This is a genomic window from Croceicoccus hydrothermalis, assembly GCF_022378335.1.
In the GTDB taxonomy this organism is placed as follows: Bacteria; Pseudomonadota; Alphaproteobacteria; order Sphingomonadales; family Sphingomonadaceae; genus Croceicoccus; species Croceicoccus hydrothermalis.
Genome location: NZ_JAIQCI010000018.1, coordinates 1 through 17,048, shown reverse-complemented (window position 1 = coordinate 17,048; position 17,048 = coordinate 1). Strand labels below are relative to the sequence as shown.

20 protein-coding genes are annotated in these 17,048 nt (G+C 61.7%); 16 read left to right on the top strand and 4 right to left on the bottom strand.

What is annotated here, in order from left to right:
* The first annotated feature begins 7 nt into the window (after nt 1–7).
* Genes K4G67_RS10985 through K4G67_RS10965 form a run of 5 tightly spaced genes read left to right on the top strand, consistent with a single transcriptional unit; the run spans nt 8 to nt 3,022 of the window.
* Nucleotides 8–460 carry a hypothetical protein gene (locus K4G67_RS10985; protein ID WP_232469061.1) on the top strand — a complete coding sequence of 151 codons (453 nt, stop codon included), beginning with the start codon at nt 8–10 and terminating at the stop codon, nt 458–460.
* Nucleotides 457–858, top strand: a complete 402-nt coding sequence (locus K4G67_RS10980; RefSeq protein WP_239806416.1) for a MaoC family dehydratase — start codon at nt 457–459, stop codon at nt 856–858. The genes K4G67_RS10985 and K4G67_RS10980 overlap by 4 nt, the downstream gene beginning before the upstream one ends.
* A gap of 16 nt (nt 859–874) precedes the next feature.
* Nucleotides 875–1,423: a VOC family protein gene (locus tag K4G67_RS10975; protein ID WP_239806415.1), complete on the top strand. Its 549-nt coding sequence runs from the start codon at nt 875–877 to the stop codon at nt 1,421–1,423.
* A complete protein-coding gene (locus K4G67_RS10970; RefSeq protein ID WP_275588840.1) occupies nt 1,395–2,273 on the top strand; it encodes an alpha/beta fold hydrolase in 879 nt (292 codons plus the stop codon). Before K4G67_RS10975 ends, K4G67_RS10970 begins: the two co-directional genes overlap by 29 nt.
* The gene (locus K4G67_RS10965) at nt 2,270–3,022 is read left to right on the top strand and encodes an SDR family NAD(P)-dependent oxidoreductase (RefSeq protein WP_239806413.1); all 753 of its coding nucleotides are present in this window, start codon (nt 2,270–2,272) and stop codon (nt 3,020–3,022) included. Before K4G67_RS10970 ends, K4G67_RS10965 begins: the two co-directional genes overlap by 4 nt.
* Before the next feature lie 81 nt (nt 3,023–3,103).
* Here the strand turns inward: K4G67_RS10965 and K4G67_RS10960 are convergent, their stop codons facing one another.
* Entirely contained in the window at nt 3,104–3,634 is a 531-nt protein-coding gene (locus K4G67_RS10960) for an ester cyclase (protein ID WP_239806412.1), read from the bottom strand.
* 193 nt (nt 3,635–3,827) lie between these two features.
* Between K4G67_RS10960 and K4G67_RS10955 the strand changes: the two genes are divergently transcribed.
* The 6 genes from K4G67_RS10955 to K4G67_RS10930 are packed head-to-tail and all read left to right on the top strand — an operon-like array spanning nt 3,828 to nt 9,058.
* Entirely contained in the window at nt 3,828–4,280 is a 453-nt protein-coding gene (locus K4G67_RS10955; RefSeq protein WP_239806411.1) for a nuclear transport factor 2 family protein, read from the top strand.
* A complete protein-coding gene (locus K4G67_RS10950; RefSeq protein WP_087910579.1) occupies nt 4,277–5,053 on the top strand; it encodes a hypothetical protein in 777 nt (258 codons plus the stop codon). Before K4G67_RS10955 ends, K4G67_RS10950 begins: the two co-directional genes overlap by 4 nt.
* A gap of 27 nt (nt 5,054–5,080) precedes the next feature.
* Nucleotides 5,081–7,444: a membrane-bound PQQ-dependent dehydrogenase, glucose/quinate/shikimate family gene (locus K4G67_RS10945; RefSeq protein ID WP_239806410.1), complete on the top strand. Its 2,364-nt coding sequence runs from the start codon at nt 5,081–5,083 to the stop codon at nt 7,442–7,444.
* A complete protein-coding gene (locus K4G67_RS10940) occupies nt 7,441–8,007 on the top strand; it encodes an SDR family NAD(P)-dependent oxidoreductase (protein ID WP_239806409.1) in 567 nt (188 codons plus the stop codon). Before K4G67_RS10945 ends, K4G67_RS10940 begins: the two co-directional genes overlap by 4 nt.
* A complete protein-coding gene (locus K4G67_RS10935; protein ID WP_239806408.1) occupies nt 7,971–8,273 on the top strand; it encodes a Rossmann-fold NAD(P)-binding domain-containing protein in 303 nt (100 codons plus the stop codon). The genes K4G67_RS10940 and K4G67_RS10935 overlap by 37 nt, the downstream gene beginning before the upstream one ends.
* Nucleotides 8,274–8,278: 5 nt before the next feature.
* Nucleotides 8,279–9,058 (top strand): hypothetical protein, encoded by a 780-nt coding sequence (locus K4G67_RS10930; RefSeq protein ID WP_239806407.1) that lies wholly within the window; start codon nt 8,279–8,281, stop codon nt 9,056–9,058.
* A 10-nt stretch (nt 9,059–9,068) separates the two neighbouring features.
* Here K4G67_RS10930 and K4G67_RS10925 read toward each other — a convergent pair whose 3' ends face one another.
* Both K4G67_RS10925 and K4G67_RS10920 read right to left on the bottom strand, forming a co-directional pair.
* The gene (locus K4G67_RS10925) at nt 9,069–10,232 is read right to left on the bottom strand and encodes a hypothetical protein (RefSeq protein ID WP_239806406.1); all 1,164 of its coding nucleotides are present in this window, start codon (nt 10,230–10,232) and stop codon (nt 9,069–9,071) included.
* Nucleotides 10,229–11,368: a sulfotransferase family protein gene (locus tag K4G67_RS10920; RefSeq protein ID WP_239806405.1), complete on the bottom strand. Its 1,140-nt coding sequence runs from the start codon at nt 11,366–11,368 to the stop codon at nt 10,229–10,231. Before K4G67_RS10920 ends, K4G67_RS10925 begins: the two co-directional genes overlap by 4 nt.
* 131 nt (nt 11,369–11,499) lie before the next feature.
* Here K4G67_RS10920 and K4G67_RS10915 point away from each other — a divergent pair, with 131 nt between their 5' ends.
* From K4G67_RS10915 to K4G67_RS10895, 5 genes are read left to right on the top strand one after another with little or no spacing between them, the layout of a single operon-like run.
* Nucleotides 11,500–13,125 (top strand): GMC family oxidoreductase, encoded by a 1,626-nt coding sequence (locus K4G67_RS10915; RefSeq protein ID WP_239806404.1) that lies wholly within the window; start codon nt 11,500–11,502, stop codon nt 13,123–13,125.
* Nucleotides 13,122–14,612: an aldehyde dehydrogenase family protein gene (locus tag K4G67_RS10910; RefSeq protein ID WP_239806403.1), complete on the top strand. Its 1,491-nt coding sequence runs from the start codon at nt 13,122–13,124 to the stop codon at nt 14,610–14,612. The genes K4G67_RS10915 and K4G67_RS10910 overlap by 4 nt, the downstream gene beginning before the upstream one ends.
* A 23-nt stretch (nt 14,613–14,635) precedes the next feature.
* Nucleotides 14,636–14,935 carry a putative quinol monooxygenase gene (locus K4G67_RS10905; protein WP_066849484.1) on the top strand — a complete coding sequence of 100 codons (300 nt, stop codon included), beginning with the start codon at nt 14,636–14,638 and terminating at the stop codon, nt 14,933–14,935.
* Between the two features lie 39 nt (nt 14,936–14,974).
* Nucleotides 14,975–15,421 carry a nuclear transport factor 2 family protein gene (locus K4G67_RS10900; RefSeq protein ID WP_239806402.1) on the top strand — a complete coding sequence of 149 codons (447 nt, stop codon included), beginning with the start codon at nt 14,975–14,977 and terminating at the stop codon, nt 15,419–15,421.
* Nucleotides 15,421–15,723, top strand: coding sequence for an SDR family oxidoreductase (locus tag K4G67_RS10895; RefSeq protein WP_239806401.1), 303 nt, complete (start codon nt 15,421–15,423; stop codon nt 15,721–15,723). The genes K4G67_RS10900 and K4G67_RS10895 overlap by 1 nt, the downstream gene beginning before the upstream one ends.
* 29 nt (nt 15,724–15,752) lie before the next feature.
* Here K4G67_RS10895 and K4G67_RS10890 read toward each other — a convergent pair.
* A protein-coding gene (locus tag K4G67_RS10890; RefSeq protein ID WP_239806400.1) for an IS3 family transposase occupies nt 15,753–16,924 on the bottom strand; the annotation gives its coding sequence in 2 pieces (ribosomal slippage) (nt 15,753–16,672 and nt 16,672–16,924; 1,173 coding nt in all).
* Between the last annotated feature and the right edge of the window lie 124 nt (nt 16,925–17,048).

Below are 17,048 nucleotides of genomic sequence, written 5' to 3'. Positions count from 1 at the left end.
GGAGCAAATGGAAGAATTTCCCCCTGCCCCCGATGTCGCTGGCACTTCGCTGGATGGAACTGCGATATTCTCGATCGCCGCGGACGAGAATGCGGCGCTATGCCGGTCGACGGGCGTGCAGCCCGCGACTGACGGCAGTGCGCATCCGATCTATTACTACATCGCCACGCAGGTCGCCATGGGCAAGACCGTGGGCGGCGTGTGCGAGACTTGCGAATTCGACGTGGAAGACGGCCCGATGATGGGATCGTCAGGTGTTCGCTTTGCAGGACAGCTTATGGTCGGGCAGGATTATCGGGTTACCGGCGAAATCCTCAGCCTCGTGCGCAAGAAGAGCCGCAAGCTGGGCGTGATGGACGTCCTCACCTATCGCCTTCGCCTGCATCCGGCTGCAGGCGGCGATGCCGTCCTGGAAACGGACAATGTCTGGGTCCTGCCGCGCAAGGAGCTTGCCGCATGAGCGTTTCAGCAGACATCAAGGCGGGATACACGCTTCCTCCCTTCGTGATCGAAACGGTCAGCCCTGACGCCATGCGCGACTGGTCGGTATTTCTTGCCGACCCCAACCCGATCCACCTCGATGTAGAGGTCGTGAAGGCCAAAGGGCTTGGTAACAAGCGGATCAATCAGGGTCCGATCAACGTTGCCTATATGATGAACATGCTGATGACGGCCTTTCCCGGTTGCCGGATCGAGACGATGGATTCGCGTTTCCTCGACAATGTCTATGAAGGCGACCGTGTTGTTGCTTCGGGCGAAGTCACCTCCGTCCAAGGCAACCGCGTAACCTGCGATATCAAGCTCGATGTGGACGGACGCGGCGCAGTCAATGCGGGTACCGCCACAATTTTGATCTAATTCAAGGAGAACAACAATGCCCAGCGGCCCCTTTGCCCATGTATGCATGCTCGTTCGCGACCTCGATCAGGCGATCGAGGACTGGACCAAGATCCTTCGCGTGCTCGACCCGCAATCGCTTGAAAAGCCGATTGTGAAATACGATGAATTTTCGAGTGGCGAGGATTCCGGCATGAAATGGGCCACCTTCGTCAATGAATATTCGACCGAAATCCAGTTCATCCAGCCCGCACCCGGAACTCCGCTCGGCAAGCGGCTCGACAAGGTTGGTGAGCATGTCCACCATCTGTGCTTCAGCACCGATGATGTCCCCGCCGCCATGGAAAAAATGAAGGCCGAAGGCCTGCATCTTCCCGGAGACGGCGAAACGTTCAACGATCCCGACATGACCTGGCAGAAATGGAGCTGGGTCGGTCCCAAGAGCACCCATGGCTGCCTGATCGAAGTGGCATCCCCGTACGAAAGCCGCGATGACGGCAAGTGGCACCATGCTCCCGGCAAGTTCGCCTACAAGGGGCCGGGCGAACACCCGAGCCATGCCGAAACCGTTCCTGTGTCTGCTTAAAGTGCGCGGCAAGACCGTCCGATTTCGAGGAGACGGGCTTGAGCTTGCGGGTGAAGCATTTGGCGACCCGCAGGCCCCGCCCGTCTTCTTTTTTCATGGCGGAGGTCAAAGCCGCAACGCATGGCGAGGCTCTGCCTTGAAAGTGGGCACGGCCGGATATTACGGCATTGCTTTCGATCTCCGTGGCCATGGCGAAAGCGATTGGGCGTCGGACCGCGATTACCATGTCGATGCAATGGCCCGCGATGTCGAATGCCTGCTTACGCAATTCGACCATCGCGTAACCCTTGTTGGAGCGTCGCGGGGTGGGCAGGCGTCCTTGATCGCCGGGGCGCGCCATCCAGACAGGGTGCGTCTGATCATGCTGGCCGACGTGGCGCCGGACATGCCCGACCATGCGGTCGATGGTATTCGCCGCTTCTTCGCCGAAGGAGCCCATGGCTATCCCAGTCTCGATGCGGCGGCAGACGCTTTGGCCCAGCATCTGGACCAGCCGCGCATTCGCGATGCATCGCGACTTGTCCGCTCGATGCGGCAAGATTCGACCGGTCGATGGCACTGGCATTGGGACCCTGCATCGGGCCGGGATGAATTCATCCACCCCCCAAGCGAGAACGAGGCGGTTGTCGCGGCTGCAGCACGGGTTACCTCGCCTGTCGTCATGGTCCGCGCAGAACTGAGCCATCTGGTCAATGACGTGAATACGGCTCGGTTCCAGGCGCTCACCCCCCAACTTGAAGTTCTGATCGCCACGGGCGCGGGCCATATGTTCACCGCCGACCGGAATGACGAATTTGCCGCGAAACTGCTCGAACAGCTTGACCGCTATCCGGATGATGCGGCCAGATGAGCGGCAGAACCGCATTCGTCATTGGCTCGACCGGCGGCCTTGGTCGCGCCTGCGCACATGCCCTCGCGCAGGATTTTGATCGAATTGCGCTGTCCTACCAGTCGAATCGCTCGACCGCGGAAGAGCTTGCCAATCATTTGCCGGAATCCTGCGAAGGTTGGCCAGTGGCATGCGACCTTACCGAGCCAGCATCAGTCAGTTCAGCCATTACGGCGGCAAACGACCGTTTCGGGCGGATCGATGCGGTGGTCTTCGCATCGGGTGTCGCCATCGAGCAGCCTTTCGTCAGCCGGATCGAGGAACCCCAGTGGCGCGAGGTGATCGAGACCGAATTGCTCGGCCTGATGCGCGTCGTTGCAGCAGCACTGCCCGTGTTCCGCCAGCAAGGAAGCGGTAATTTCGTGATCGTTGTGTCGGTCGCAAACTACACCTTCCCGCCCGGCGATGCGCTATCTTCGGTTCCCAAGGCAGGCATGGAAGCGCTGGGCCGCGCAATCGCCAAGGAAGAAGGCAAGTTTGGTATCCGCGCCAATATGGTGGCGCCCGGAATCATCGACGCCGGCCTTGGCGCAGAATTCGTCAAGAGGCTCTACACGCCTGAAATCTGGGAACAGCAGAAGAAGACGATCGCCCTGCGCCGCTTTGGCAACGGTGAGGACGTGGCTGAAGCGGTTCGCTTCCTCGCCTCGGACCGGGCGTCGTATATTACTGGCCAGACGATCATCGTGGATGGCGGTTTCAGCCTCTAACCCAGCGACGCGGCCGGTCGCGCTATGACGCGAAAAAGGGGGGCAGAATTGCCCCCCTTTCGCGTCATGACTGGCGCTGCCTTACTTGTAGGGATCGACCGGCTGCGGAGCCTCGATCACTTCAAGGTCGATCAGCATCGAAAGCACGTCCGAGATGGAATAGATGTGCACGATCTTGTCGCCGTCGAACTTGATCCAGCTGAACCAGAGCACGTCGAGCTGATTGCCTGTCGGCTGAACGCCCATGTAGGGGCCGCCCGTGTGCTTGCCGTGGTGGTGGCACAGGACGCAGATCTCGTCGTCGCCACGGCCCCATGCTTTGAGCGTGCGGTAGACCGACGGCGGGAACGTAGTGAAAAGCGCGCGGGGCGAGCTGCTCCACTCTTCGAACGTCCCCAGATCGGGCCGATTCGGATTGTCGTAGGTCATCTTGTCCTTGTCCATGAACTCGTCGAATCCGGACCAGTCGCCTACGTTCAGCTTGTCGTGCAGGTTCATCCACTGGTTGACCATGAACGTTTGACGTTCGGTCAGGCCTTCGCAAATCTCGGCACGCTTTTCGGGCGAAAGCTTGAAATCATCCAGTGTGAAGGGCGGGATCCGTCCAGCCATAAAAACTCTCCATTATGTCGAGCTGCGATCTTGCAGCGTAGGGATACGTCTGACCAGGCCCGAAGAGGGATACGGCCGTCGATCGCGGCCCTTTTCAATTCCATGCTGCGGTCTGCAACCTACCAATCGGCAGGAACAGACCGGCGATTACCCGCACATTCATGTGGCATAAGCGGACAGAAGGGAGACTGCCGTGCTTTCGATCGAAGAAATGTCGGACAGGTTCGAGATTCAGGACCTGATGGTGGGATATTGCTATGCCGTGGACAACAAGGACTTCGATGCCCTTGACGGCTATTTCACCGATGATGCCGTAATCGACTATAGCGAAATGGTCGGCGTCAAAGGTTCGCTGGCCGATATCAAGTCGTTCCTCGCAGCCAGTCTTGGGCCCGTGCCGATGTCGCAGCATGCGGTTTCGACCACGCAATACAGCTTTGACGGTGATCGCTGCGAAACGCGGTCGGTCTGCACAAACCCGATGGTCGTTCCCGGCGATGATGGGCAGCCCCAGACAATCTTCTTCGGCCTGTGGTACATCCACCAGTTCCGCCGCACCCAGAACGGCTGGCGCATTTCCGGCCTCTACGAAAAGAAATGCTACAACCACAACCTTCCCGAACACATCAAGGCAATGGCGCGATGAGTCCTGAGGCGCTCGCCGCCCAGACGATGGGCGACCCCGTCAATCCATGGGTGATGGAAATCGGCAGCATCTATCTGTGGAGTGCGCTGCTTCTGGCGGCCGCGGCGCTTGCGGTGAAGAACCGCCGCATCCCGCTTTTCGGTCTGATGCTGATCGCAGCCTCAAGCGGTTTCTGGCAGGAATTTTTCGGTGACTGGGGCGCCTATGTCGCATGGAACCCCCAATTCGCGCGCCTGCCATTCTGGGGCGAGATGGCCTATACGACGCCGGTGAAGCCGCTGTTCATGCCGTTCAGCTGGGGATGGTGGTTTGCCGTCTCGATTCCCTTGCTGACCTCGCTGGTGCTGTTCCTCAAGCGCAAATTCCCTGCTCGATCGGCCTATGCGCTATCGTTCATGACCGCGTTTCCGCTCTTCCTTGCCTATCAGATCTATGTCGAGGGCAGTTCAGTCGCCAACGGCTGGTGGACCTATGATTCGGTGGTGGGACCAGCGCTGGAAAGCGAACAGGGACGGTTGCCGCTCGTTTTCCCCCTGCTCATCGGTCTGTGGGCTGGCTGGTTCGTCGGGATGCTTGCCGATCGCGATCCACAAGGATTCATGGCGCATGAGGTTCGCCTTGGCGCAGCGACCAAGCCCGCCGGCCTCGGCCGGGAATGGGCTCGGCTGTGGGGCATGGTATTGCTTTTTCAGGTGACTTTCCTAGCGATCAATATCGCCCCCGCCGTGATCGCACGCATGGCGTTCGGTGGCCCCAGTGCACTTGTGCCCTGATCCGCATAAAAGTGAGATTGCAACGAAGTGACCTGGTTAAATCGTTTGCTGGCAATACTGGTGCTGCTTCTGGGCATCAGTCTGATCTGGATCGGCGCACAACTTCTGCTGGCGGGCGGTTCGCCATATTATGTGGCTGGCGGTCTGGCATTCATTGCCGTCGCCGGATTGCTTTGGCGTCAATCGACAAGAGCGCTTTATGTCTATGCCGCCATATGGACCCTTTCGCTGGCATGGTCGGTTTGGGAAGCGGGCTTCGCCTTCTGGCCACTGCTGGGCCGGATGGGCTTGCTTACGGTCATCGGCATCTGGCTGCTTACCCCATGGGTGCGGCGATCGCTGGGCGTCGTCCCCGTCACGCGGATCAGCGGCGGACTGTTGGGCGTGGCGCTTCTGGGTCTGGTTGCGGGGCTTTCGTGGACTTTCTGGAACGACCGTATCACCGGCGGCAGCGATCTTGCCGGTCTGGCCGGAGCGCCCGCATCTGCGCGCGACGGCGAATGGCATCATTACGGGAATCTGCAGGCAGGACGCCGCTTTTCGCCCCTTGACCAGATCACCCCTGCCAATGTCGGCGCGCTGCAAGAGGTGTGGCGCTATTCGACCGGGCGAGAACCGAACGGTCAGCCCGCGCCTTTTCAGGCAACCCCGCTGATGGTTGACGACCGGCTGTATGTCTGCACCGGCTATAATGACGTCATCGCCCTCGATCCCGAAAGCGGTAAGCAGATCTGGCGCTTTGAAGCCCATGCCGACGCGACCGGGGTTTTCGGCCAGACATGCAGGGGCGTCACTTACTTCGCGGCGCCCGATGCGGCAGCCGGCGAAAGCTGTGCCGCGCGGATCTACACCGCGACTATCGACAGCCGCCTGATCGCCCTCGACGCGCAGACAGGGCAGCCCTGCACCGATTTTGGCAAAGAAGGTGAAGTCGATCTGCTACGCGGCATGAGCAAGGCCCCGCCGGGCTATTACCACGTTTCCTCACCGCCCACGCTCGTTTCGGGGAAGCTGGTGATCGGCGGTTGGGTCACCGACGGCCAGATGGTCGGCGAGCCTTCAGGCGTGATCCGCGCCTATGATGCCATCACCGGAAAGCTGGCATGGGCATGGGACATGGGCGCCCCCGACCGGATGGGCGAGCCTGCGCCGGGCGAGACCTATACCCCAGGTACGCCCAACAGCTGGAGCGTGATGAGCGCCGATGAAGAGCTGGGCATGGTCTATGTACCGATGGGCAATGCCACCCCGGATTATACGGGGCTGCACCGCACGCCGGAAATGGAGAGATACTCGACCAGCGTAGTTGCGCTGGATGCTGAAACCGGCCGGCCGCGCTGGCATTTCCAGACGGCCCATCACGATATCTGGGACTACGATGTCGGATCGCAGCCTGTCCTGTTCGATCTGCCCGACGGCCGCCCTGCCCTGCTGCAGCCGACGAAGCGGGGCGAGCTGTTCATGCTAGACCGCCGCACGGGAGAGCCCATCGCCGAGGTTGCCGAATTGCCGGTGACGCCTTCGAAGGCAGATGGCGACCGCGCGTCGCCCACGCAGCCGTTCTCGGTCGGCCTGCCCAGTTTCGAAGGGCCGCGGCCAAGCGAGCGCAGCATGTGGGGCATGGCGCTGGTAGATCAGGCATGGTGTCGCCTGAAGTTCCGGCAGGCGCGTTTCGACGGGCACATGACTCCGATCGAGACCGACCGCGCGTCGATCATCTGGCCGGGCTCTCTGGGCGGCAACAACTGGGGCAGCATCGCTGTCGATCCGGTGCAGGGCATCGCATTCGTGAATTCGTCGCATGTCCTGAACTACAACCGCCTGATACCGCGCGAAGAAGCCGACAGGATCGGCCTGAAGCCCGTTGCGGTCCCAAGTTACGAAAACGTTGCAGGGCCCGTGGCACAAACGGGGACACCCTATGCAGCCTCGGTTGCGCCGTTCCTGTCCCTGCTCGTCGCGCCCTGTACAGAGCCGCCCTACGGGCTCGTCAGCGCTGTCGACCTCGTTTCGGGCAAGCTGCTTTGGCAAAAGCCGTTCGGCACGGCGCGCGATAGCGGCCCGCTGATGATGCCGCTTGGCATACCGATCCCGATGGGCGTGCCCAATATCGGCGGCGGCGTGGTCACGGGCAGCGGACTGGCCTTCATCGGTGCCACGCAGGAACACATGATCCGCGCCTATGAACTTCGGTCGGGCAAGGAGCTTTGGCATGGACGACTACCGGCGGGCGGCAATGCCACGCCCATGACCTACTGGTCCGACCGGTCCGGTCGGCAATTCGTTGTGATCGCCGCCGGCGGACATGGCGGCATATTGTCGGGATATAGCAACGAGCTGATTGCCTATGCGTTGCCGCAGGGCACTCGGGTACAGGGGGAGAAAAAATGAGCATTGTCGCAGTCGTTACCGGAGCAACAAGGGGCCTTGGCCGGGGTATCGCCCGCGAGTTCGGAGCCGATGGCGCTACCGTGGTGGTGACGGGCCGGAACGAGGCGGATCTGGCGGCGGTGTCCGGCGAAATCGCGGACCGCGGCGGCAAGCCGATTGCCATCGCATGCGACCATGCCGACGACGCATCGGTCGCCAGTGCCTTCGCCCGGATCGAGCACGAAGCAGGCCGGATCGAAATATTGGTCAACAATGCCGCGGCGGTGCATGCGATGGACCTGATCGCGCCCGGTCCGTTCTGGGAAAAGCCTTTGCACCTTGTCGATATGATCGATGTCGGCCTGCGCTCCAACTATGTCGCTTCGTGGCATGCGGCACCGATGATGGCCAAGGCGGGCAAGGGCCTGATCGCGAGCATTTCATTTTATGGCGCGGTGTCCTATTTCCACGGGGCCGCCTATGGCGCGGCCAAGGCCGGAACCGACAAGATGATGGCCGACATGGCAGTGGACCTTGCCCGCACGGCGTGGCCGCGATTTCCTATTGGCCGGGCTTCATCCTGACCGATGCGGTGAAAGCCATGCCTGCCGACATGCTGCCACCCGACATGCGCGAAAGCCTTCCCCAATGGGAGACGCCCGAATTCGCCGCGCGCGTACTGCAAGCCCTGTACGCCGACCCCAGGATAATGTCCTTCACCGGGCAGGCGCTGATCGGGGCCGAAATGGGCGCGCGTTACGGAGTCAGCGATCTCGACGGGAAGCAGCCGATTTCCTATCGCGAAACGATGGGCGCGCCGCACATGCCCTTTACCCGCGTTGGCGGATAGCAGGCATGATCGAAGCGGTCCTCGTCGTACTGACCAAGGCGCGTCCGGGGCGCGAGGCTGACCTCGACGACTGGTACACCAACATCCACATCCGCGATGCACTGCGATTCCGCGGCTCTGTCACCGCGCAGCGTTTCAGCCGCAGTCCGCATCAGCCGATGGACATCCCGCCGGAATATGACTGGCAGTATTTCGCCCTTTACGATGTATTCGATCCCGAACGTTTCTCGCGCGAGCATTGGGAGAATGCGCTGACCAGCCGCATGATGGTCACCACCGCCATCGATGACAGCGTGCTTGAGGATTATCACTATTATCCGCTGGCATTCCGGAACAACGACCCCGAAATCGAACATTCGGGCGGCGTCGTGTTCGAACAGTTCAATGCCGCACCGGGCAAGGACGCCGAATTGCGCGAATGGTATGCCGACAGCTATATGCCTGCCGCCGTGCGCCGTCCGGGCGTTCACAGCGCAGCCCTGCTGGCGTTTCGCAGCCATGGACAGATGATCCCCACCACGCCGCGATATAGTTATGTCGGCATCTACAAGGTCAATTCCTCCGACAGCTGGCAGGGTTGGAAAGACGCGCCGGAACTTGCGCTGTCAGACCTCGTCGAACGCGACGACCTGCTGGTCACGCATTGGGACAGGCTGACCGGCAGGTTGACGAAGGACGATGTCCAGCACCCCACCGCCCAAGGCCTTGCGGACGAGGAACAGGCCCGTGCGCGCATGGGCGACGATGTGCTGACGGGCGGCGCGGAGAAGCTCGGCTCGGCCTGACGGCGCTCTGCTACCAACGGCGGCGCATCTGCACGGAACGGCGGCGCGCGCGCAGGGCCTCTTGCCTTTCCGCTGGCGAAATCCGTATCGTCTCCGGAGGCAGCCGCGCATCAAGCTTGTCGAGGGGAACGACGGTCAGGCTCGGCTCCGGCCCACTGCTCGCCCCGCTCCAGCGCAGCATGATCGAGCCTTCCGAATAACCGCCCGGGTCCAGCCAGTTGGCGATGCCCGGATCATCCAAGGCGATCACTGCGCGAAACCTGCCATCGGCATCGATGCTCGCCTGCCCGCCATTCAGGCTCGACTGACGGTTCATCCAATCGATCGTGTTCCAGCGCATGTCGTTCAATTGCACGTTCCAGTAGCGCACCGCATCGGGCAATGCGCTTTCCAGCAACAGGGCGCTACCAGGTTCTAGCCGGAACAGGCCCTGGTAATAATGCTGCCCCTCAACGCCGCCGCGTCCCGCCCAGTCGTCATGTTCGACCGCGTTCCACAAACCCTTTTGTTGTTGCGCAGCAATAAAGCCAAGGGACATGGTCCCGATCCGCTTGGGATACCCGCATAGCGCCATCAGCCGCTCGCCGATTTCCCTTTGCGTCCACCGACGGGGAGAATGGGCGATGTCGGTCCGTTCAATGGCAATTCGCGCTTCCCTTTCCGCACCCCAGTCATAGCTGGCCTGACGGAGGGAGAGCGATCGAGCCGAGGGATCGAGATGACGCCAGTCGCCGCTCCAGCCCGCAGGCCGTTCATGGCTCAACATCAGGGAAAAGCGCCCTTCCCCATCCACCGCAAGATCGTCGAAATCGACCGTCCCCAGCGATGGCCCCAACGCATCCATCACGCCTAGGCCGCCTGCCGTGATATCAATCTGCACGAAAAGGCTTTCACCGCGCTCGCCCGTTAGCAGGTAGCTGCCATCGCCATCGATGGAGGCCGCCGCGTAAATGAAATCGGGATTGGTGCCGACAAGGTTGAAATGGGTGCAGACCGCCGGAACGAAATCGGGGTTGTCGCGATCCGCAAAGGCGGTCAGCCAACCCGAAGCGAGCGCCATGAAAAGCATGCGCTCCGCTTCGGCGACATCAGCCGGACCGGCGTCGTCCGGAAGCATGGCAAGCACGTCCTCTGCCGAGGAAAGCTGCGCCAGATAATCGGCCCAGCGGCTCACAGATATGGCCTGTAGGCAGAAATGTAATCGGCATAAACACCCTCGACCTGCTCGCGCGTCAGGCCATAGTCCGCCAACTCGTAGCGGTGCTGCCCGTGCTTGTCCGCAGGATGCTCACGCCACCAGCGCGATACCGCTTCCTCGCTCTCGCCCGTGAAATCAATATCGGCATGGCCATAGACCTTGCGTACCGCCTCGACCGGGTCCGCGATGAGGTCGCGAAAGGCAAGGTCGAGCACCTTTACCTGCGGATTGGCCTTGCGCCATGCAAGCGCTGCAGCCTGCCCGTCGTGCCACAGGTGCAGCAATTCCTGCCCCAGTTCGTCACGGTCGATCCGGTCGAAAGACACGCAGCGGATCACTTCGATCAGGCGAGAGATCGACGCCATGACCGTAACCGGATCACGATGCGGCTGCACCAGCACCGCGTCGGGATAAACAGCAAGCAATTCGGCAAGGTGGTGCGCATGTTCCTGCACCTTCAGCACCCAGCGCTTGCGCGGATTCTTCCATGCCAGATGCTGCAGCCACATCTTGTGCACGCCATAGCCGAACCGCGTATCCGTCTTGCGATACCAGTCGTAATAGGACGGCAAGCGGAACAGCATCGTCGGGTTGATCCCCTGAAACGCAGTCTCAAGGATCATGCCGCATTCCTGCGGTATGCGCGATCCGATCGGATGCGCCTTCAGCACATCGGCCCAGGCGCCGGTGAAATTCTCCTGCACATAGGCGTCGAACCCGTCCGCGCGCGGATCGGTATCGAAGGTCGCGGCATCGGGCGGCGGCGATGGCGCGGCAACCTCCCATTGCAGCGGGGTGCGGATCTGCGGGTCCGCCCCGATCAGCGCGTGAAGGATCGACGTTCCGCAGCGCGGAAGGCCCAGAATGAAGACTGGGCGCACAATCTCGACATCGGCGATCTCCGGATGCGCCCTGCGGTCAGCCGCAATGGCGGCAAGGCGCGCCAGATTGTCGCGAAACTGCGCAAGGGCTCGCTGATGACCGGACTCGGAAAGACCGCCCTCTTCCCCAAGAGCGGCCAGCGCGGCGGAAAGGCCGGGCATGACACCGGCGGCCATTTCCTGGTCCAGCCCCGCTTCGTCGATCAATTGCTGCGGCGTCGGATCACCCATCTGCGCGTTCCTCTCTTTGTCTTTTCTGGTTTCACGCCAGCTTAGGAGCGCAAAAAAAGCACCAACCTGTCAGCGGGTAGGACAGAGGCTGGCACCCAAGCGCGACACATCCCTGATCGACGGGAGAGAAAATGAATCGCACGCTTGCCATGATGGACGGGATGTCATTCGATTACATCGTGGTCGGTGCCGGCTCGTCGGGCTGCGTCCTTGCCAACAGGCTGAGCGCGAACCCAGCCAACAGGGTGCTGCTTATCGAATGCGGCCCCGATGACAACAGCCCGCTGATCCGCATGCCGCGCGGTGTGGGCAAGCTGCTCGATCCGGCCAATCCGCACGTCTTTGCCTATGGCGTCACCCCGGCTGGCAACCAGCCCGAGGAAACATGGCTGAAGGGCCGCGGTATTGGTGGTTCCAGTTCGGTAAACGGCATGGTCTACATGCGCGGCGCACCGCAGGATTATGATGACTGGAAAAGGGCCGGTTGCGACGGGTGGGGCTGGGACCGCATGGGCCCGCATTTCGTCGCGCTGGAGGATCACGCGCTGGGCGCGGCCGCGTGGCGCGGCACGGGCGGACCATTGCGCATTTCGGTGGCAAGGCACGGCAATCCGGTTACCGATGCGATAGTGCGCGCGGGCGCCGAAATGGGCGTTCCGACCGTCAGCGATGTGAACGCGGTCGATGTCGTCGCGGACGAGGGCATGGGATATCAGGCCACCACCACGTGGAAGGGAGAGCGCTTCTCTGCCGCGCGGGCTTTTCTCGACCCGGCCCGCAAACGGCCCAACCTTTATGTCCTGACCGGCAAATCCGCCGAAAGGATCGCCTTCGAAGGCACCCGCGCCGTGGGCATCGTGGTCGAAGGCAGGACCATCGGCTGCGAGGGTGAAATCATCCTCTCCGCCGGAGCGGTCGAATCGCCCCGTTTGCTGGAGCTTTCCGGCATCGGCGATGCGCAGCGGCTGAAGTCTCTGGGCATCACGGTCACGGCGCATAGCCCCCTTGTGGGGGAAAACCTGCGCGAGCATCGCTATGTCGCGATCGACTGGCGCATCCGCGGCCACAGTTCCAACCAGAAGCTGAGCGGAATCGGTCTGATATCCTCGGTCATGCAATATCTGTTGCTGCGCCGGGGAGCGATGACCGACGCCGCGCATGAGGTCGGCGGGTTCATCAAGACTGCGCCGGACCTCGACCGTCCCGATGCGCAGATTGGTTCGATGATGGTCACCATGAAGCAGGATGCGCGCGGCAGGGTCGTGCTGGACGATTTTCCCGGCATGCGCCTGCTGGGCTATTTCACCCGGCCCGAGAGCCGCGGATCGACGCATATCCGGTCGGCCGACCCCGCTGCCCCGCCGCAAATCGATGCCAATCATTTCAGCGAGCAGCTGGACCGCGACAAGGCGCTGGCCCTGTTCAAATGGATACGCCGTTTCGGGGGCCAGCACGCGCTTTCGCCATGGATCGTCGAGGAGGTCGGACCTGCGGCGCAGGTCCATTCGGACGAGGACATCCTGGCAAACCTGCTCCAGCTTGGCGGGACGTCCTTCCATATCGCCGGCACGGCGGCGATGGGCGCCGAAGCAGGGAGCGTGCTCGATCCGCAATTGCGCGTGCGCGGCGTGACCGGTCTGCGCGTTTGCGACACCTCCATCATGCCCACGCTGGTCTCGGGCAATACCAATGCACCGGCGATGGCCATCGCCATGAACGCCGCGGACATGATTCTCGGCAGGGACACAAACCGATGAGCACCGCCTTTACCGATATTTCGAAGCTCTACATCGATGGCGGCTGGCACGCGCCAGAGGCCGGAACCGAGCTTGTGATCAATCCCGCCACCGAAGAAATCCTCGCCCATGCGCCCGTCGCTTCGCCACAACAGGTCGAACTGGCCATTGCTGCCGCCCGCGAAGCTTTCGACCACGGCCCGTGGCCCAAGATGTCGATGGCCGAGCGCGCCGACATGATCGAGAAGATGGCGCGGGCGCTGCGGGCAAGACAGGGCCGCATCGCCGAGCTGATCGTGGCCGAAGTCGGCTGCGCGGCAGGTGTGACCCAGCTGATGCAGGTCGACAATCCGTTGCGCCTGCTAGAAGCTGCGATCGGCCATGCACGGCGCGACCGTCCCGAACGGCTGCCCATAGATATCACACCCAATCCTTTCGTCCCGGATGGTCCACGCTCGATCGGCGGAACAACGGTGGTTTGCGAGCCGATCGGCGTCGTTTCCGCTATAACCGGCTATAATTTTCCGTTCCTGCTCAACCTTGCGAAAATCGGCCCAGCCCTGCTCGCCGGTTGCGCGCTGGTGCTGAAACCGTCGCCGTTCACGCCTTTTTCGGCGTTGCTCTTCGGCGAGGTGGCGGACGAGATCGGCCTGCCGCCCGGCGTGGTCAACATCGTGACCGGCGGGATCGAACAAGGCCGGTTGCTTTGCACTGACGAGCGGATCGATATGGTGACCTTCACTGGATCGGAAGGAGTGGGCGCCCAGATCATGGGGCAGGCCGCGCCCACGCTGAAGAAGGTCCATCTGGAACTGGGCGGCAAATCGGCGCTGATCGTGCGCGAGGACGCCGATGTCGAGCGCGCCGCCGCCATGGCCGCAACCCTTATTTCCATCAACGCCGGCCAGGGCTGCGCCATTCCCACGCGTTTCCTCGTCCACGAAAGCCTGCGACCTGCTTTTGCCGCCACCGCGGCTGCCGTCGCCGCGCAGATCAGCATCGGTAATCCGGCCGACCCTTCGATCCGCATGGGCCCGCTGATCCGCGAAAGCCAACGCAGCAAGGTGGAGCATTTCATCGGGCTGGGACAGTCCGCCGGCGCGACGCTTGTGTGTGGCGGAGGCCGTCCTGCCGGTCTCGACAAGGGATATTTTACCGAGGTTACCCTATTCGACGACGTGACCAACGACATGGCCATCGCGCAGGAAGAGATTTTCGGACCGGTCGGCTGCATCATCGGCTTCTCCACGGACGAGGAGGCCATCCGCATCGCCAACGAGTCCCGCTATGGCCTGAATGGCGCGGTCGAAACGGCCGATGCCGCAAAGGGATACGAGATGGCCTTGCAGATCAGGGCCGGCAGCGTGTCGCTGAATGGCGGGACGGGCACGATGAGCGACGCCCCCATCGGCGGATACAAGCGGTCCGGCATCGGGCGCGAATATGGTCCCGGATGGCTGCGCGAATATCAACACGAAAAATCGATTTTCTATCCGATTGGCCGATAACGCGATCGAACGGAGAAAGCGCCATGCAAGATACAGTCATCGTGACACTGGAATTGGCCTTGAAGCCCGAACTTGTCGACGATTTCTGCGAGCAAATCCCCGAAGCTCTGAAGGATACGAGGGAGTTTCCGGGCTTTGTCGATATCAGCATTCGCCACAATGCCGACGATCCCAATCGCGTCATCTTTATCGAGGAATGGGCGTCGCGGGCCGACCATGAAGCCTATGTCGCATTTCGGACCAAAAGCGGCGTGATGGACCAAATGGCAGCCATGCTGACCAGCCCGCCACGGACGGAATATTGGGACCGGAACATCGTGTGATCCGGTCGTGGCTGTGAAATTGGGGGAGAGGCAGAAAACATGAACATCAATTGCGGGATCGATACCGGGCTCAGCGCCCAGGACGAACGCTCGATCAGTGCTGTCCTGATCGCCTATGCAAGCGCCATAGACTTGCGGGACTGGGACTTGTTCCGCAACTGCTTCATCCCCGATTGCCAAGCCGATTACGGCGACTTTGGCAGCTGGCAGAATATCGCCGACTTTACCGATTACATGCGGGAAGCCCATGCGCGGTTGGGCCCGACGCTGCACCGGATCAGCAATATCAAGCTGACCAATGCCCAAGCCGGTGCCAATGCAACCAGCTATGTCGATGCGCTGCTGAGCCCGGAAAACAAGCAGGGTCCGATGCATCGCGGGATCGGCTCATACGATGACTTCATTGTCCGGACGAGCGATGGCTGGAAGATTGCGCGGCGCACTTTCACGGCGTTAATCATCGGATCGGAGAGGGATCAGGCATAATGCTGGATGGAAAAGTCGCTGTAGTGACAGGTGCCTCTGCGGGAATTGGGGCCGCGACGGCTCATATTCTCGCATCGGCTGGAGCGCGGGTTCTGCTGGTGGCGCGGCGGCAGGACCGGCTTGAAACGTTGCAGCAGGAAATCGGGGATGCTGCGCAATTCATGGCGCTCAACCTGTCCGATCCGTCGTCCGCGAGCGCGTTGCTGGACCATGCGCTGGCAGCGTTTGGCAAGGTCGACATCCTTGTGAACAATGCGGGGATCTTGCGCACCAGTCACCACGATGATTTCGATCTGGACTGACGTGACCCCCAGCTTTCCGCCAGCTGGGATTAGAGCCGGACCGCGTTGTTGCGCATGAGCGCGGTGGAAGCAATGGGTTGCGTAGCGGAGCCCGTAGGGCGTAGCGAAGCAGGCCATTGCTTATCCAGCTTGGCGGCGAACGCCGCCGGGGTGTTGTAGTCGAGGGAAGAATGCGGCCTCTCCCGGTTGTAGTCCTCCACCCAGGCAGCGATCTCGACGCGGGCGTGAGCCATGCTGAGGAACAACGTCTCGTTGAGCAGTTCGTCCCGCATGCGACCATTAAAGCTCTCGACGTAAGCGTTTTGCATTGGCCTTCCCGGTGCGATGTAATGCCACTCCACACCGATCTCCCCACACCATGCCAGCACCGCATTGCTGGTGAGCTCGGTGCCATTGTCGCTGACGATCATGCCGGGCTTGCCACGCCGTTCGATCAGCGCAGTCAGCTCGCGCACGACACGGCGCCCGGAGATCGACGTATCCGGCACCGCTGCCAGGCACTCCCGGGTCACGTCATCGACCACGTTGAGCACCCGGAACCGTCTTCCCGAAGTCATCTGGTCGTGAACAAAGTCCAGGCTCCAGCGCTGGTTCGGCAGCGCCAGCACCGGAGCAGGTGCTCTCGTGCCGACAGCACGCCTGCGACTGCGTCGTCGTCTGACCGCCAACCCTTCCTCACGGTAGAGCCTCTGGGTCTTCTTCCGGTTGATCATGATCCCCTCCCGACGCAGCAGGATGTGCAGACGGCGATAGCCGAACCGGCGACGCTGGTTGGCCAGCTCGCGCAGCTTCTCACGCAGATCGGCGTCATCGTCCCGGGTGGAACGGTAACGCACGCTCTTGCGATCAGCATCGATGACACGGCACGCCCGCCGCTCGCTCATCCCGTGGCAGGCCTGGAGATGAGCGACAGCTTCCCGCTTGGCGGCGGGCGTCAGAACTTTTTTGCCAGAAGATCCTTCAACGCGGCCTGGTCCAACATGGCATCGGCGAGCAACCGCTTGAGCTTCGCGTTCTCGCTCTCGAGCCCCTTCAGTCGGCGGGCATCGGACACCTCCAGCCCGCCATACTTCGATTTCCAGTTGTAGATCGTCGCTTCTGATACTCCGTGCCGCCGGGCCAGGTCAGCGGTCTTCGCACCCGCCTCAGCCTCCTTCAGCACACCGATGATCTGCTCTTCGGAAAACCTCGTTCTCTTCATCTCGTCCGTCCTTCTGCAAGGGCCGGAATCTAATCCAACTTGGAGGAAAATCAGGGGGTCATGTGTGGACGGCCTCTGCTGCGCAAGGGTTTTCTGCACTGATGATTTCGGTCGGGTGCATCCA

Excerpts from the sequence above, each read along its gene's own strand:
- K4G67_RS10985 (WP_232469061.1), top strand. The coding sequence starts at position 8 with ATGGAAGAATTTCCCCCTGCCCCCGATGTCGCTGGCACTTCGCTGGAT.
- K4G67_RS10980 (WP_239806416.1), top strand. The coding sequence starts at position 457 with ATGAGCGTTTCAGCAGACATCAAGGCGGGATACACGCTTCCTCCCTTC.
- K4G67_RS10975 (WP_239806415.1), top strand. The coding sequence starts at position 875 with ATGCCCAGCGGCCCCTTTGCCCATGTATGCATGCTCGTTCGCGACCTC.
- K4G67_RS10970 (WP_275588840.1), top strand. The coding sequence starts at position 1,395 with ATGCCGAAACCGTTCCTGTGTCTGCTTAAAGTGCGCGGCAAGACCGTC.
- K4G67_RS10965 (WP_239806413.1), top strand. The coding sequence starts at position 2,270 with ATGAGCGGCAGAACCGCATTCGTCATTGGCTCGACCGGCGGCCTTGGT.
- K4G67_RS10960 (WP_239806412.1), bottom strand. The coding sequence starts at position 3,634 with ATGGCTGGACGGATCCCGCCCTTCACACTGGATGATTTCAAGCTTTCG.
- K4G67_RS10950 (WP_087910579.1), top strand. The coding sequence starts at position 4,277 with ATGAGTCCTGAGGCGCTCGCCGCCCAGACGATGGGCGACCCCGTCAAT.
- K4G67_RS10940 (WP_239806409.1), top strand. The coding sequence starts at position 7,441 with ATGAGCATTGTCGCAGTCGTTACCGGAGCAACAAGGGGCCTTGGCCGG.
- K4G67_RS10930 (WP_239806407.1), top strand. The coding sequence starts at position 8,279 with ATGATCGAAGCGGTCCTCGTCGTACTGACCAAGGCGCGTCCGGGGCGC.
- K4G67_RS10920 (WP_239806405.1), bottom strand. The coding sequence starts at position 11,368 with ATGGGTGATCCGACGCCGCAGCAATTGATCGACGAAGCGGGGCTGGAC.
- K4G67_RS10915 (WP_239806404.1), top strand. The coding sequence starts at position 11,500 with ATGAATCGCACGCTTGCCATGATGGACGGGATGTCATTCGATTACATC.
- K4G67_RS10910 (WP_239806403.1), top strand. The coding sequence starts at position 13,122 with ATGAGCACCGCCTTTACCGATATTTCGAAGCTCTACATCGATGGCGGC.
- K4G67_RS10905 (WP_066849484.1), top strand. The coding sequence starts at position 14,636 with ATGCAAGATACAGTCATCGTGACACTGGAATTGGCCTTGAAGCCCGAA.
- K4G67_RS10900 (WP_239806402.1), top strand. The coding sequence starts at position 14,975 with ATGAACATCAATTGCGGGATCGATACCGGGCTCAGCGCCCAGGACGAA.
- K4G67_RS10895 (WP_239806401.1), top strand. The coding sequence starts at position 15,421 with ATGCTGGATGGAAAAGTCGCTGTAGTGACAGGTGCCTCTGCGGGAATT.